The sequence below is a fragment of the Rhizobium sp. CAU 1783 genome (assembly GCF_054551725.1).
In genome coordinates this window covers 103,780-117,941 of sequence record NZ_JBTOLM010000004.1, presented here as the reverse complement: position 1 = coordinate 117,941, position 14,162 = coordinate 103,780, and the positions used below count along the sequence as shown (strand labels likewise).

The 14,162-nt window shown below is 63.5% G+C and carries 11 protein-coding genes; 2 read left to right on the top strand and 9 right to left on the bottom strand.

Annotated features, from left to right (window positions below):
- The first annotated feature begins 128 nt into the window (after window positions 1-128).
- Together ACX93L_RS16960 and ACX93L_RS16955 are read left to right on the top strand one after the other, a co-directional pair.
- Window positions 129-878, top strand: coding sequence for a DUF1223 domain-containing protein (locus ACX93L_RS16960; protein WP_459405915.1), 750 nt, complete (start codon window positions 129-131; stop codon window positions 876-878).
- A 317-nt stretch (window positions 879-1,195) separates the two neighbouring features.
- Window positions 1,196-3,265: an ATP-dependent helicase gene (locus ACX93L_RS16955; RefSeq protein WP_459405914.1), complete on the top strand. Its 2,070-nt coding sequence runs from the start codon at window positions 1,196-1,198 to the stop codon at window positions 3,263-3,265.
- Window positions 3,266-3,357: 92 nt separating this feature from the next.
- On the opposite strand, the gene ACX93L_RS16950 is transcribed toward ACX93L_RS16955, so the two are convergent.
- The 9 genes from ACX93L_RS16950 to chvE form a co-directional block, all read right to left on the bottom strand.
- Entirely contained in the window at window positions 3,358-3,996 is a 639-nt protein-coding gene (locus ACX93L_RS16950; protein ID WP_459406243.1) for a 2-dehydro-3-deoxy-6-phosphogalactonate aldolase, read from the bottom strand.
- Window positions 3,997-3,998: 2 nt separating this feature from the next.
- Window positions 3,999-4,931, bottom strand: coding sequence for a 2-dehydro-3-deoxygalactonokinase (locus ACX93L_RS16945; RefSeq protein WP_459405913.1), 933 nt, complete (start codon window positions 4,929-4,931; stop codon window positions 3,999-4,001).
- A gap of 8 nt (window positions 4,932-4,939) precedes the next feature.
- Complete coding sequence (locus tag ACX93L_RS16940) at window positions 4,940-6,454, bottom strand: aldehyde dehydrogenase (NADP(+)) (RefSeq protein ID WP_459405912.1); 1,515 nt, start codon at window positions 6,452-6,454, stop codon at window positions 4,940-4,942.
- Window positions 6,455-6,475: 21 nt separating this feature from the next.
- Window positions 6,476-7,411, bottom strand: coding sequence for a Gfo/Idh/MocA family protein (locus ACX93L_RS16935; RefSeq protein ID WP_459405911.1), 936 nt, complete (start codon window positions 7,409-7,411; stop codon window positions 6,476-6,478).
- A gap of 13 nt (window positions 7,412-7,424) precedes the next feature.
- On the bottom strand, window positions 7,425-9,170 hold the full coding sequence (gene araD / locus ACX93L_RS16930) for an L-arabinonate dehydratase (protein WP_459405910.1): 1,746 nt from the start codon (window positions 9,168-9,170) through the stop codon (window positions 7,425-7,427).
- A gap of 53 nt (window positions 9,171-9,223) precedes the next feature.
- Window positions 9,224-10,189, bottom strand: a complete 966-nt coding sequence (gene araD1 / locus ACX93L_RS16925) for an AraD1 family protein (RefSeq protein ID WP_459405909.1) — start codon at window positions 10,187-10,189, stop codon at window positions 9,224-9,226.
- A 9-nt stretch (window positions 10,190-10,198) separates the two neighbouring features.
- Window positions 10,199-11,410 (bottom strand): multiple monosaccharide ABC transporter permease, encoded by a 1,212-nt coding sequence (gene mmsB / locus ACX93L_RS16920; RefSeq protein WP_459405908.1) that lies wholly within the window; start codon window positions 11,408-11,410, stop codon window positions 10,199-10,201.
- Window positions 11,410-12,945 carry a multiple monosaccharide ABC transporter ATP-binding protein gene (mmsA, locus tag ACX93L_RS16915; RefSeq protein ID WP_459405907.1) on the bottom strand — a complete coding sequence of 512 codons (1,536 nt, stop codon included), beginning with the start codon at window positions 12,943-12,945 and terminating at the stop codon, window positions 11,410-11,412. Before mmsA ends, mmsB begins: the two co-directional genes overlap by 1 nt.
- A 116-nt stretch (window positions 12,946-13,061) precedes the next feature.
- The gene (gene chvE / locus ACX93L_RS16910) at window positions 13,062-14,132 is read right to left on the bottom strand and encodes a multiple monosaccharide ABC transporter substrate-binding protein (RefSeq protein ID WP_169593205.1); all 1,071 of its coding nucleotides are present in this window, start codon (window positions 14,130-14,132) and stop codon (window positions 13,062-13,064) included.
- Window positions 14,133-14,162: the final 30 nt, after the last annotated feature.

The window sequence follows — 14,162 nt, the reverse complement described above, 5'->3', positions numbered from 1 at the left end:
GGAGGTTTCACCCCATCGTGACTTTGACGGAACACGATGACGGGCTATTTCTGTCATTAACCGAAAGCCGAACCACCATCGACCGCATCGCGGCCCGTGTCGGAAAGCACTGAACAGGTTTTGCAGCCATGATCTTGAGGATCGTTTCCGGCCTGGCATTCTGCGGCGTGATCGCGCTGTCCGGAGCCGTGCGCGCCGGCGACGCGGCGACGCCGAAAGGGGTGATCGAACTCTTCACCTCGCAAGGCTGCAGTTCCTGCCCGCCGGCCGACCGCGCACTTGCGACACTGGTCGAGCAGGGCGGCATCGTGGCGCTGTCCTATCATGTGGACTACTGGAACTATCGGGGTTGGGCCGACACGCTGGCCTCCCCGGAAAACACCGCCCGCCAATATGCCTATGCGCGCAGCCTCGGCCGTAGCGGCGTCTATACGCCCCAGGCGATCATCAACGGCCGCGATCACCTAAAGGGCACGGATGCGGAAACTCTCGACGGCCGGCTGGAGGCGCTCCGCGCCAGGGGAGAGGGCCTGGTGGTCCCGATCGAGGCCAGACGCAAGGGTGACGAGCTCGCCATCCGCATCGGTGCCGGCGCAGGCAAGGCCGACGTCGTGGTCGTCTACTTTCGCAAGCTGCAGTCGGTCGACGTGCTGAACGGCGAAAACATGGGCAAGACCATCGACTACGTGAACAGCGTGACCGACGTGCAGACCGTCGGCATGTGGGAAGGCCCGGCGCTCGAACTCGTGCTGCCGGCCAAGATAATCGGCCAGGACGGCACGGACGGCTGCGCCATCCTCCTGCAATCGACGGGACCGCACGGCGAACCGGCAGCCATTCTCGGTGCGACCATGTGGGTTGATACGACGAAGTCGTGATCTTGGCAGGTCCGGCCCGGAAGCATTGGGGGGCTGGGGGTAAGGGGTCAATGCGCCAGACCGGACCCTCTTGGCGCGACGCGCCAACCAAGTTTGACTAATCTCAAGTCCAAATTGGGCGCTGTTTTGTTCAAAATGGGGCGCTGCGAAAAATTGTGCCCCTGCACACCGTAACCGGCGGGCATCGGGGCCACCCCGTCCGTCAGATGACCGGATAATAGGCGCATAGGCGCACGTACAGTTCCCTTTCTGTTCTTGCCAAATCGGCGAATGTCGGGCAAACCGGATAGGCGATCGCAGCAAGGACGAAGACCCGCATGACGGCAGCACATCTGGAGACGCTGAACGACAGGCAGAAAAGCGCCGTCGTGCATGGCATCGGTCCGGAGGGTGCAAAGGCCGAGGGGCCGCTGCTGATCATCGCCGGGGCCGGTTCCGGAAAGACCAACACGCTCGCCCATCGCGTCGCCCATCTGATCGTCAACGGCGCCGATCCGCGCCGCATCTTGCTGATGACCTTCTCGCGCAGGGCGGCAAACGAGATGGCACGCCGCGTCGAGCGCATCTGCAGGAAGGTGCTCGGGACCAATGCCGGGGTGCTGACCGACGCATTGACCTGGGCCGGAACATTCCACGGCATCGGCGCGCGGATCCTTCGCGACTATGCCTACGAGATCGGCCTCGACCCCGGCTTCACCATCCATGATCGGGAAGATTCGGCAGATCTGATGAACCTGATCCGGCACGACCTCGGCCTGTCGAAGACGGAAGGTCGCTTTCCGACCAAGGGTACCTGCCTTGCCATCTACTCCCGCGCCGTCAATTCGGAAACGCCGCTGGCCGAAGTGCTGCGCAGCGCCTATCCGTGGTGTGCGACCTGGGAGAAGGAACTGCGCGACCTCTTCGCCGCCTATGTCGAGGCCAAGCAGGCGCAGAACGTGCTCGACTACGATGACCTTTTGCTCTACTGGGCGCAGACGGTCAGCGATCCGGACCTTGCCGCCGATATCGGCGGGCGCTTCGACCACATGCTGGTCGACGAGTATCAGGACACCAACCGCCTGCAGTCGTCGATCTTGAAGGCCATGAAGCCGGACGGCAGGGGACTGACGGTCGTCGGCGACGACGCCCAGTCGATCTATTCGTTCCGCGCAGCAACGATCCGCAATATTCTGGATTTCCCGGCAAGCTTCGATCCGCCGGCCGACATCGTCACTCTCGACCGCAACTATCGCTCCACGCAGCCGATCCTGGCCGCCGCCAACGGTGTGATCGACCTTGCCCGCGAGCGTTTCACCAAGAATCTCTGGACCGAGCGGCAGTCCGAGGACCGGCCCCGGCTGGTGACCGTCCGCGACGAGGCCGAGCAGGCAAACTACATCGTCGAGCATATCCTCGAGAATCGCGAACGGGGCCAGACGCTGAAGGACCAGGCGGTGCTGTTTCGCGCCTCGCACCACTCGGGTCCGCTGGAGATCGAGTTGACCCGGCGCAACATTCCCTTCGTGAAGTTCGGCGGGCTGAAGTTCCTCGACGCCGCCCACGTCAAGGATCTGCTGGCGGCGCTCCGCTTCGCCCAGAACCCACGCGACAAGGTGGCAGGCTTCCGCCTCATGCAACTGCTTCCGGGCGTAGGCCCGCAGACGGCCTCGAAGATCCTCGATGCGATCGCCACGGACCCGCAGCCGCTCGCGGCCCTCGCGGAAATCCCGCCGCCACCACGCACCGGCGAAGACTGGGGCCGTTTCGTCGACATGCTCAATGCCCTGGGCAAGGGCGAGGCCGGTTGGCCCGGCGAGATCGAAATCGCGCGGCTGTGGTATGAGCCACATCTCGACCGTCTCCATGAGGACGGCGACACCCGCAAGGCCGATCTCCTGCAGCTTGGCCAGATCGCCTCCGGTTACGCGTCACGAGACCGCTTTCTGACCGATCTTACGCTCGATCCGCCGGATGCGACCAGCGACCAGGCCGGGGTGCCGCTACTCGACGAGGATTATTTGATCCTCTCGACGATCCACTCCGCCAAGGGCCAGGAATGGACGTCGGTCTTCGTGCTGAACTGCGTCGACGGCTGCATTCCCTCCGACCTTGCCGTTGGCACGACGGCCGAGATCGAGGAAGAGCGGCGCCTGCTATACGTGGCGATGACCCGGGCAAAGGACAGCCTCCACCTGACCATTCCGCAGCGCTTCTTCACTCATGGGCAGAATGCCCAGGGTGACCGGCATGTCTATGCCGCACGCACCCGCTTCATTCCAGCGACGCTCCTACAGTTCTTCGAAAGCAGCGCGTGGCCGCAGGCGCAGCCGTCCTCAGGTCCAACGCGCGACGCACGCCAGATCCGGCTGGATGTCGGCGCTCGCATGCGCGGCATGTGGAAGTAACTTGAGGTGACCACACATCGTCGGGAGGCGATGCGTGATTCCCGTGAAACATTTTCTGGAAGACGGCGACCGGAAAAGATCGCCGGACAGCCTCAGACCTCTGAAACGGCCTCGTCATAGGCCGCAATCGTGCGCGCGGCTCGCTCGGCCACGACCGCCGCGCTGTCGCCCGGCTTGTAGAGGCTGGAGCCAAGGCCGAAGCAGGTGACGCCGACCTTCAGATAGGCGGCAAAATCACTTTCTGAAACCCCACCGACGGCACCGAGCGGCAGATGCGGCGGCAGGATGGCGCGAAGCGCACCGATGCCCTGCGGGCCAAGCACGCTGGCCGGGAAGAACTTGAGGGCCGCCGCGCCATGCTTGGCGGCAAGCAGCGCCTCCGAAGCGGTGAAGACACCCGGCATCGTCACCATGCCGTGCCCCACCGCCCGGCGGATGACATCCGGCCAAACATTCGGGGTCACCAGCAGATTTCCGCCCACATCGTGAAGCCGATCGACGTCCGGAACGTCGAGCACAGTTCCCCCGCCGATCAGGCAGGAGGCCGGAGCCAGACGCCGCGCCTTTTCGATCGACACGAACGGATTCGGCGAGTTGAGCGGTACCTCGATCGCCTCGAAACCAGCTTCGACCAGACCGTCGACGACGCCCTCGATCTCTTCGGCCTTGATGCCGCGCAGGATGGCGACAAGATTGCGCTTCAGGCTGGGCCAGGCGACGGTGGAAGATATCATCACGCGGTCTCCGCAAAACATTCGGGATAGAGGGCTTTCGCGGCGGCAAACAGCCCGCGGCGCACGAGTTCGCCACCATCGAGCGGGACCGGCTCGGCGCCTGCGAGAACGAGCGCCCGCGAATAGAGATCGTTGAGCGCCCCGCTACCGATCAGCTGTACCCGGCGGTGCGGGCCAATGAAGGCACGCATGGCGACCACTTCCGCGCCGATCAGCAGCCCCGACAGGCGGGCCGCCGCACTCGCCTCGTCAGCGCCGGCAAGGAGCGCCCGGGCACGGATGGAGAAGAGCCGAGTCGTCAGGCTGAAATCGGCGGTCAAGGCTTCCTCGACAGCAGAACGGAAGGCGGGATGATGGTCCTCCGCCCTGCCTTCGCCGATCGACAGTCGAAGGATAGATTGCCGGCTAATCAGCTGGAACAGTTCACCGGTCATGACCGTGTTGAAATGTGCGACGCGACCGTCTTCCAGCGCAACCCACTTCGAATGGGTTCCCGGCATGCAGAACAGCGCGTCGCGAAGTCCGGCCTCGACGGCACCGAGCAACTGCGTCTCCTCGCCGCGCATCACGTCTTCGCCACCGACCTGCCGCTGGCAGACGCCGGGAAGGATATGCACGCGACGCGACACACCCGGAGCCGCGACAGCCTGGCGGAAAAGATCGCGGAGCGACGCAGGCGTCTCCACATAAGGTGCCTCGATCCAGCCGGCGCGGGCACCGGCCATGCCGGCCACGACAACCGGCAGATCGTCGGACGCGCCGAGCGCGGCGAGATGCGCCTCGAGGACCCCGGCAAAGCGATCGGGCGTCAGGCTTCCCATGCCTTCAGGAGACTGGCGTTCACCGAGCACTTGGGACGTGCGGTCAACCAGCCAGACGCGCAGGTTACTCGTTCCCCAATCGACCAGTGCGACGGCTGCGCTGTCGTTCATGGAGGACCTCAGCGCAGGTCTTCGGGAAGAAGTGCGACCGGAATATCCTGGTAGCATACCGGGCGCAGGAAGCGGCGAATGGCCATGGTACCCACCGAGGTGGCGCCGAAGTTGGTCGACGCCGGATAGGGGCCGCCATGAACCATCGAATCGGCAACCTCGACGCCGGTCGGGAAGCCATTGGCGAGAATGCGGCCGGCCTTGCGCTCAAGGATGGGCAGGAGCCGCGCAGCGAGGCGCTGGTCTGCTGCTTCCAGATGCAGCGAAGCGGTAAGCTGGCCTTCGAGGCTACGGGCGACCGCGACCATCTCGTCGGCGTCCTTGACCGTCACGATCATTCCGAGCGGCCCGAAGACTTCCTCGCCTAGCGCATGGTTCGCCAGCCATTCGGCACCGGTCGTGGTGAAGAGATAGGGCGTTGCGTTGCGCAGGTCGCAGGTCGAGGTCAGCACGGTCCGAACCCCTTCCGCAGAGGCGATCTTCGTCGCACCCTTGCGGTAGGCATCCGCCATACCTTCCGTCAGCATGGTCTGCGGGCCAATGGCGGAAAGTGCCTGCTCGGCCGCTCTGGAAAAGGCGTCGGAGGCGGCGCTTTCGATCAGCACGACAATGCCCGGATTGGTGCAGAATTGGCCCGCGCCGAGGGTCAGCGAACCGACCCAACCCTTGGCGATGGCCTCGCCCCGCAGCGCGATCGCTTCGGGAAGGAGGAACATCGGGTTGACCGAGCCGAGTTCGCCGAAGAACGGGATGGGCTCCGGGCGACGTGTGCAGAGATCGAAAAGCGCCCTGCCGCCTGCAAGCGAGCCGGTAAAGCCGACGGCCTTGATCAACGGGTGCTGGACAAGGGCCGTGCCGACGTCGCGGCGACCGCCCTGTACGAGCGAGAAGACGCCGGGATGCACACCGGTACGACGGATAGCGGCATCGATAGCGGCCGCGACGATTTCGCCCGTTCCTGGATGGGCTTCATGACCCTTGACCACGACGGGGCAGCCCGCGGCAAGCGCCGAGGCCGTGTCACCGCCGGCGGTCGAGAAGGCAAGCGGGAAGTTCGAGGCACCGAAGACGCCGACAGGCCCGATCGGGCGCTGCATCAGCCTGAGGTCGGAGCGCGGCAAGGGCTGGCGATCGGGCAGGGCCGCGTCATGGCGCCGGTCGAGATAGTCACCCTTCAGGATGTGCGAGGCGAAGAGCCGAAGCTGGCCGACGGTACGGCCCCGTTCACCGGCGAGGCGCGCCTTGGGCAGCCCCGTTTCACCGGAACCGATCTCCGTGATGTCGTCGCCGCGTGCATCGAGTTCCTCTGCAATGGCTTCGAGGAAGGCGGCACGCTCGGCCCGGCTCGAATAGCCATAGGTTTCGAAGGCCTGTTCGGCGGCGCGAACCGCGTCGTCGACCAGCTCGGCCGAACCGACTGAGAAACGGCGCACGGGGCCTTCCGCCGGCGAAGACGCAAAGGTCTCCTCGCCATCGACCCAACGGCCGACAATCAGGTGCTTGCCCGTGAACTCATACGCCATGATCTTTTATCCTGTCAGATTTCAGTCTTCGAAGGTCGCGACTTCGCGACGTTCGCCACAGAGGAAGGCATCCGCCACCAGCCGAAGCGGCTGATAGTCGACGTCGCTCTCTCGCGCCCGGATGAGCGCGGCAAAGCGCTCGTAGATGCCCGCATATTCCCGGTCGGGTCCAGCGGTTTTCTCGATGCCGTCGATGAAAAGCTCGGCGCCCCCCTTCGAGAGGCGAAGCGTGCCGGCATCGGTCTCGACCGTGATGTCCCAGGTCTGCGGACCTTCCTGTCGCCAGTCGAATGCGGCGGAGATTGGAGCACCGGACGCGGTACGCATGGAAATGTCGGCTGCGATCGGCTGCTTGCGATTGGCGGGGAAGCACAGGTTCGCCTTTTCGACCCGGATCCGCCCGGGCACGATGGCAGTCAGGATCGACAGGGCATTGATGCCCGGATCGAACACGCCGAAGCCGCCCGGCTCCCAGATCCATGCCTGCCCGGGATGCCAGCGGCGCACGTCTTCCTTCCAGACGATTGCGATCGACCGGATCGCCTTGTCGACGAGCCAGGCACGGGCCGGCTCGACGCCGAGGGCGAAGCGCGAATGCCAGGTGGCAAAGAGCGTGACGCCCGCCTCCCCTGCCAGGTCCGCCAGCGCTTCGGCCTCGCCGAGCGTGGTCGCTGGCGGTTTCTCCATCAGGACGTCATGGCCGGCGGCGATCGCCTTCTTGGCCATATCGAAACGGACTTCCGGCGGCGTGCAGAGCGACACCGCGCGGATATCGGGACGTTTTGCGAGGAAGGCATCGAAATCCTCGAAGTTCTCGATGCCTTCAACCTTGCCGTGACGGCTGACGGCTGCCTTCAGGTCGAAGTCTTCGCCGCCTGCGACCGACGGGATATGCTGGTCGCGGGCGATCTTGCCGATGCCGGCAATGGCGAGCGGGATACGGGTCTGGGCAGTCATCAGCCTGTCTCTGTCAGTGCGAGTCCTTGCCAACGGCCGAACCGCGGCAACCCTTCAGGAAGTCGAAGTCGGCGCCGGTATCGGCACCTTCGACATGGTCGTGGAACATCCGCGCATAGCCGCTTGCCGGCGGTTCGGTCGCCGGGCGCCAGGCGGCCAGACGCCGCTGCAATTCCTCGTCCGGAATGTCGAGGTGAACGCGGCGGTTGGCCACGTCGATCTCGATCATGTCGCCATTCCTGACCACGGCCAGCGGCCCGCCGACGGCGGCTTCCGGAGAGGTGTGCAGGAGTACCGTGCCATAGGCCGTTCCGGACATGCGGGCATCCGAAATGCGGACCATGTCGGTGATGCCCTTGCGGAGCACCTTGGGCGGCAGGCCCATGTTGCCGACCTCGGCCATGCCGGGATAGCCGCGCGGACCACAGTTCTTCATGACCATCACGCAGGTCTCGTCGATGTCGAGAGACTCGTCGTTGATCTTGGCCTTGTAGTCGTCGATGTCTTCGAACACCACGGCTCGGCCGCGATGCTGCATCAGGTGCGGCGATGCGGCCGACGGCTTGAGGACGCAGCCCTTCGGCGCAAGGTTACCCTTGAGGACGGCAATGCCGCCCTGCTGGGTCAGCGCGCGCTCGACGGGGCGGATGACGTCGTCGTTCCAGTTGCGGACGTCCTTAACCTCGTCCCAGATCGCCCCGCCGGAGACCGTGAGTGCATCCTTGTGGAGCTTGCCGGCTTCGCCGAGCATCCTCAGAACGACCGGCAGGCCGCCGGCGTAGAAGAACTCTTCCATCAGGTATTCGCCCGACGGCATGAGGTTGACGATGGTCGGAATATCGCGGCCAAGGCGGTCCCAGTCGGAGAGCGTAAGGTCGATGCCGACGCGGCCGGCGATCGCCAACAGGTGCACGACGGCATTGGTGGAACCACCGATCGCCCCGTTGGTACGGATGGCGTTCTCGAAGGCGGCCTTTGTCAGGATGTCGGACGGCTTCAGGTCGTCCTTGACCATCTGCACGATGCGCCGGCCGGTGAGTTGCGACATCGCGCGGCGGCGGCTGTCGACCGCCGGGATGGCGGCATTGCCGGACAGCGTCATGCCGAGCGATTCCATCATGGAAGCCATGGTGGAAGCGGTGCCCATCGTGTTGCAGGTACCGGTCGAGCGCGACATCGAGGCCTCGGCCTCGAGGAATTCCCCCTGCGTCATCTCGCCGGCCTTCACGGCTTCGGAGAACTTCCACAGATGGGTACCGGAGCCGACGCGCTCGCCACGGAAATAGCCGTTCAGCATCGGTCCGCCGGACACCATGATGGTCGGCAGGTCGACGGAGGCGGCGCCCATGAGCAGCGACGGCGTGGTCTTGTCGCAACCGACCAGCAGCACGACGCCGTCGATCGGCTGGCCGCGGATCGCTTCCTCTACCGCGAGTGCGGCAAGGTTGCGGTACATCATCGCCGTCGGACGGTAGGTGTTTTCGGAAGCCGAGAACACCGGAACCTCGACAGGGAAGCCACCGGCCTCCCAGACGCCTGCCTTCACCTTCTCGGCGAGTTCGCGCAGGTGTCCGTTGCAGGGGGTGAGATCCGACCAGGTGTTCATGATGCCGATCACGGGACGGCCGTCGAACAGGTCATGCGGATGGCCCTGGTTCTTTAGCCAGCCGCGGTGATAGATGTTGTCGCGGCTGTTGCCGCCGAACCACTCCTGGGATCTGAGCTTGCGTGGCCAAGCGGCCGGTTTGAATGCGCTCATGGCTATTCTCTGTTCTCTTATCCGAACCTGCCCGCCCCTCGTCGGCGGCCTGTTCAGAGGGTTGTTACGTCGATGGCTTCAGAGCTGGCATGTGCCAGGGGGTTCTTGAGCGGCAGCCCGAACTGAGCTGCCTGGACTTCGAACACATCGCCTTCCTCGGCCTTCATGCCGTCGGCAAATGACAGCGTTGCCGTGCCGAACATGTGCACATGCAGGTCGCCGGGCTGACGGAACAGGCCGTACTTGAAGTGATGGTATTCAAGGTTTGCAATCGTGTGGGACATGTTGTCCTCGCCCGACAGGAACGGCTTTTCCCAGATCACCTGCCCGCCGCGCAGGATGCGCGAGGTGCCCTCGACATGGGCCGGCAGCGGGCCGACCAGCATTTCGGGGCCGAAGGAGGCGGGCCGCAGCTTGGAATGGGCAAGGTAGAGGTAGTTGATCTTCTCGGTGACGTGGTCCGAAAACTCGTTCGCCAGCGAGAAGCCGATGCGGAACGGCGTTCCGTCCTTGCCGATCAGGTAGAAGCCGGCAATCTCGGGTTCTTCGCCACCGTCGAGCGCGAAGGAGGGAGATACCAGCGGCGATTCCGGGGCAACAGCATTGACGCCCGTGCCCTTGTAGAACCACTCGGGCTGGACGCCGGTTTCGCCGGCCTTCGGCTTGCCGCCCTCGAGGCCCATGCGGAACATCTTCATCGAGTCGCTCATGCCGACGGTGTCGGCGTGCATGCTGTCGCGGGCTGAAGCCGATCCGGTATGGGTGAGCCCCGTGCCGGTGAGGAACATGTGGGCGGCATCGGGATGCCGAACCGGGCAGTCAAGCTTACCGGAGGCCGCAAGAGCCGCAAGATCGACGCTGTCGCCGGCACCTGCGCTTTCGATCACGGCCGCCAGCGGCGAACCGGCTTCGACGGCGGCCTTCGCGAGATCATAAGTCGAGGAGAAACCCGGAACGATGTGCGCGGATTCCCCCTGGCGGCAGATCACACCACCGGCCTTCAATTGCGAAAGAAACATGCCCTTACCTCAGACTGCTTTGTTCTTGTTGTACACGTCGAAGAAGACGGCTGCGAGCAGGACCAGGCCCTTGATGAGCTGCTGGTAGTCGATGCCGATACCCATGATCGACATGCCGTTGTTCATGACACCCATGATGAAGGCGCCGATGACCGCGCCGATGATGCGTCCCACACCGCCCGATGCCGATGCGCCGCCGATGAAGCAGGCCGCGATAACGTCGAGCTCGAAGCCTACGCCGGCCTTCGGGGTCGCCGAATTGAGGCGGGCCGCGATAATCATGCCGGCAAGCGCCGCAAGCACACCCATGTTGACGAAGGTATAGAAGGTCAGCCGCTCGGTATTGATGCCCGAGAGCTTGGCCGCCTTTTCGTTGCCGCCCATCGCATAGATACGACGGCCGATCGTCGATCGGGTCGTGACGAAGGTGTAGAAGGCGATCAGGACGCCCATCACGACGAGCACGTTCGGCAGGCCACGATAGGTCGACAGCTGGAAGCCGAGGAAGATGGCGACCGCGCTGATGACCAGCATCTGGCCGGCGAAGAAGACGAACGGCTCGTTCGGCGTACCGTGCTTGTCATTGAGCGCGCGGCTCTTGAGACCCGAATAGACGGCCCAGCCGACAAGCGCGAGGACCGCGACCAGCGCCACGTAGTTCTTGATCAGGCTGGTGGCCGGATCGGTGAACGACAGGAAGTCCGGGATGAAGCCAGTCGACAGCAGCTGGAATTCCTTCGGGAACGGACCGATCGGGCGGCCTTCGAGCACGACATAGGTCAGGCCACGGAACACCAGCATGCCGGCGAGCGTCACGATGAAGGACGGGATCTTCTGGTAGGCGACCCAGTAGCCTTGGGCAGCACCCATGGCAGCCCCGAGGATGAGGCAGAGAGGCACGACCAGCGAGAAGTGCCAGCCCCATTTGACCAGCATGATCGCCGAGATACCACCGATGAAGGCGACGATCGACCCGACCGACAGGTCGATGTGTCCGGCGACGATGATCAGCAGCATGCCGAGCGCCATGATGACGATGAAGGAGTTCTGCAGCACCAGGTTGGTGATGTTGACCGGTTTGAACAGAACGCCGTCGGTCATGTACTGGAAGAACAGCATGATGACGACGAGCGCGAGCAGCAGGCCGTATTCGCGGATGTTCTTCCTGAGATAGTCGCTGACGGAGACTTTCGGGGTTTCGGTGCGGGTGTCGATGGCCATTAGTGTTTCTCCCCCGAGCGCATGATGGCACGCATGATGGATTCCTGGCTCGCTTCTTCCTTCGAGAGCTCGGCGACGATCCGGCCTTCGTTCATGACGTAGATGCGGTCGCAGGTTCCGAGCAGTTCGGGCATTTCCGACGAGATCATCAGGATGCCCTTACCCTCTGCGGCAAGCTGGTTGATGATGGTGTAGATTTCGAATTTTGCGCCGACGTCGATGCCGCGCGTCGGCTCGTCGAGGATCAGGACCTCGGGATTGGTGAAGAGCCATTTGGACAGCACGACCTTCTGCTGGTTGCCTCCGGAGAGGTTGACGGCTTCCTGGTAGATCGAGTGCGAGCGGATCCTGAGCTTCTGGCGGTAACCGGAGGCCACGCTCGCCTCCTTCCGCTCGTCGATGAAGCCGTTCGACGAAACGTCCGACAGATTGGCAAGCGTCGTGTTGTGCATGATGTTGTTATTCAGCACGAGACCCAGATGCTTGCGGTCTTCGGTGACGTAGGCGAGCCCTGCCTCGATGGCCTTCGGGATCGTGCTGACATCGACCGGCTTGCCGTGCATCGTGACTTCGCCGGTAATCTTGTGCCCCCAGGACTTGCCGAAGATGCTCATCGCCGTCTCGGTGCGCCCTGCGCCCATCAGACCGGCGATGCCGACGACTTCGCCGGCCCGGACCTTGAAGTTGACATTGTGAAGGAACTGACGGTCACGATGATTCTGGTGGAAGACGTTCCAGTTCTTCACCTCGAGCAGCGTATTGCCGATCTTCGGTTCGCGCGGCGGATAGCGGTCTTCCATCGCGCGGCCGACCATGCCGCGGATGATCCGGTCTTCGCTCACGTCCGTCCCGTGACAGTCGAGCGTCTCGACGGTGCCGCCATCGCGCAGGATGGTGATCTGGTCGGCGACCTTGCGGATTTCGTTGAGCTTGTGGGAAATGATGATCGACGTCATGCCCTGCTTGCGGAACTCCATAAGCAGATTGAGCAGGGCGTCGGAATCGGTTTCGTTGAGCGATGCGGTCGGCTCATCGAGGATCAGCAGCCTGACCTTCTTCGACAGCGCCTTGGCAATCTCGACCAGCTGCTGCTTGCCGACACCGATATCCGTGATGAGCGTCGAGGGGGCGTCCTTCAGGCCGACCTTAGCCAGGAGGTCCTGGGTCCGCGCAAACGTCGCGGGCCAGTTGATCACGCCGTTGCTGGCGATCTCGTTGCCGAGAAAGATGTTTTCGGCGATCGACAGGAGCGGCACGAGCGCCAGTTCCTGGTGAATGATGATGATGCCGAGATGCTCGCTGTCGGAGATGGTCGAGAAACGACGCACTTCGCCGTCGAAGTGGATTTCGCCCTCGTAGGTACCGGCGGGATAGACCCCCGACAGCACCTTCATCAGCGTCGACTTGCCGGCTCCGTTTTCACCGACCAGCGCGTGGATCTCACCTTCGCGCACCTTGAAGCTGACATTGTCCAGGGCCTTCACGCCGGGAAATGTCTTGGTGATGCCGCGCATCTCGAGAATGATGTTGTCCATGTGCAGAATTCCGGCGCAGGTTCGGCGACGATATCGTCAAGCCGAAGCGCGAGCTCCCTAGTCTCTACGGGAAAAGGGTCCGCGACGCGTCGCGGACCCGAATGTCGATCAGACGATTACTTGTCGATCTGGTCGGCGGTGTAGTAGCCCGAAGACGTGAGCACGTCCTTGGCATTGGCCTTGTCGAGGGCGACCGGCTTCAGCAGGTAGGACGGAACGACCTTCACACCGTTGTTGTAGGTCTTGGTGTCGTTGACTTCCGGCTCCTTGCCCTGGAGCACAGCGTCAACCATCTTGACGGCGACCTTGGCGAGTTCGCGGGTGTCCTTGAACACGGTCGAATACTGTTCGTCGGCGAGGATCGACTTGACCGACGGCAGTTCGGCGTCCTGACCGGTGACGACCGGCATTGCCATGTCGCCCGAGCCGTAACCGACGCCCTTCAGGGCCGAGAGAATGCCGATCGACAGACCGTCATAGGGAGACAGAACGCCGTTGACCTTGGCATCGGTGTAGGTCGAGGACAGCAGGTTCTCCATGCGAGCCTGGGCGACGGTGCCGTCCCAACGCAGCGTGCCGACCTGTTCCATGCCCATCTGGCCCGACTTGACGACGATGTCGCCGCTGTCGATCAGGGGCTGCAGGACCGACATCGCGCCGTCGTAGAAGAAGAAGGCGTTGTTGTCGTCCGGCGAACCGCCGAACAGTTCGACGTTCCACGGCTTGGTGTCGGCGAACTTGGCCTTCAGACCGTCAACGAGGCTGGTTGCCTGGAGAACGCCGACCTGGAAGTTGTCGAAGGTGGCGTAGTAGTCGACGTTACCAGAGTCACGAATCAGACGGTCATAGGCGATAACCTTGACGCCGGCGTCGGCCGACTTCTGCAGGATGTCCGACAGCGTGGTACCGTCGATGGCGCCGATGACGAGAACCTTGGCACCCTTGGTGACCATGTTTTCGATCTGGGCGAGCTGGTTCGGGATGTCGTCATCCGCGAACTGCAGGTCCGGCTCGTAACCGGCTTCCTTGAAAAGCTTCTCCATCGTCTCGCCGTCCGAGATCCAGCGCGTCGATGTCTTGGTCGGCATCGAGATACCGACAATTCCCTTAGTTTCCGCAATCGCCTGCGACGCGAGCATCGAAATGCCCAGTGCGGCAGAGGCAATAAGAGTAGCAATTTTCTTCACGGAATTCCTCCCTTGGCTATACGTCCGGTC

Bases quoted from the DNA above. Each gene is read 5' to 3' on its own strand.
- mmsB (WP_459405908.1), bottom strand. From the start codon at position 11,410: ATGGCCATCGACACCCGCACCGAAACCCCGAAAGTCTCCGTCAGCGAC.
- araD (WP_459405910.1), bottom strand. From the start codon at position 9,170: ATGAGCGCATTCAAACCGGCCGCTTGGCCACGCAAGCTCAGATCCCAG.
- ACX93L_RS16945 (WP_459405913.1), bottom strand. From the start codon at position 4,931: ATGAACGACAGCGCAGCCGTCGCACTGGTCGATTGGGGAACGAGTAAC.
- ACX93L_RS16940 (WP_459405912.1), bottom strand. From the start codon at position 6,454: ATGGCGTATGAGTTCACGGGCAAGCACCTGATTGTCGGCCGTTGGGTC.
- mmsA (WP_459405907.1), bottom strand. From the start codon at position 12,945: ATGGACAACATCATTCTCGAGATGCGCGGCATCACCAAGACATTTCCC.
- ACX93L_RS16955 (WP_459405914.1), top strand. From the start codon at position 1,196: ATGACGGCAGCACATCTGGAGACGCTGAACGACAGGCAGAAAAGCGCC.
- araD1 (WP_459405909.1), bottom strand. From the start codon at position 10,189: ATGTTTCTTTCGCAATTGAAGGCCGGTGGTGTGATCTGCCGCCAGGGG.
- ACX93L_RS16960 (WP_459405915.1), top strand. From the start codon at position 129: ATGATCTTGAGGATCGTTTCCGGCCTGGCATTCTGCGGCGTGATCGCG.
- ACX93L_RS16935 (WP_459405911.1), bottom strand. From the start codon at position 7,411: ATGACTGCCCAGACCCGTATCCCGCTCGCCATTGCCGGCATCGGCAAG.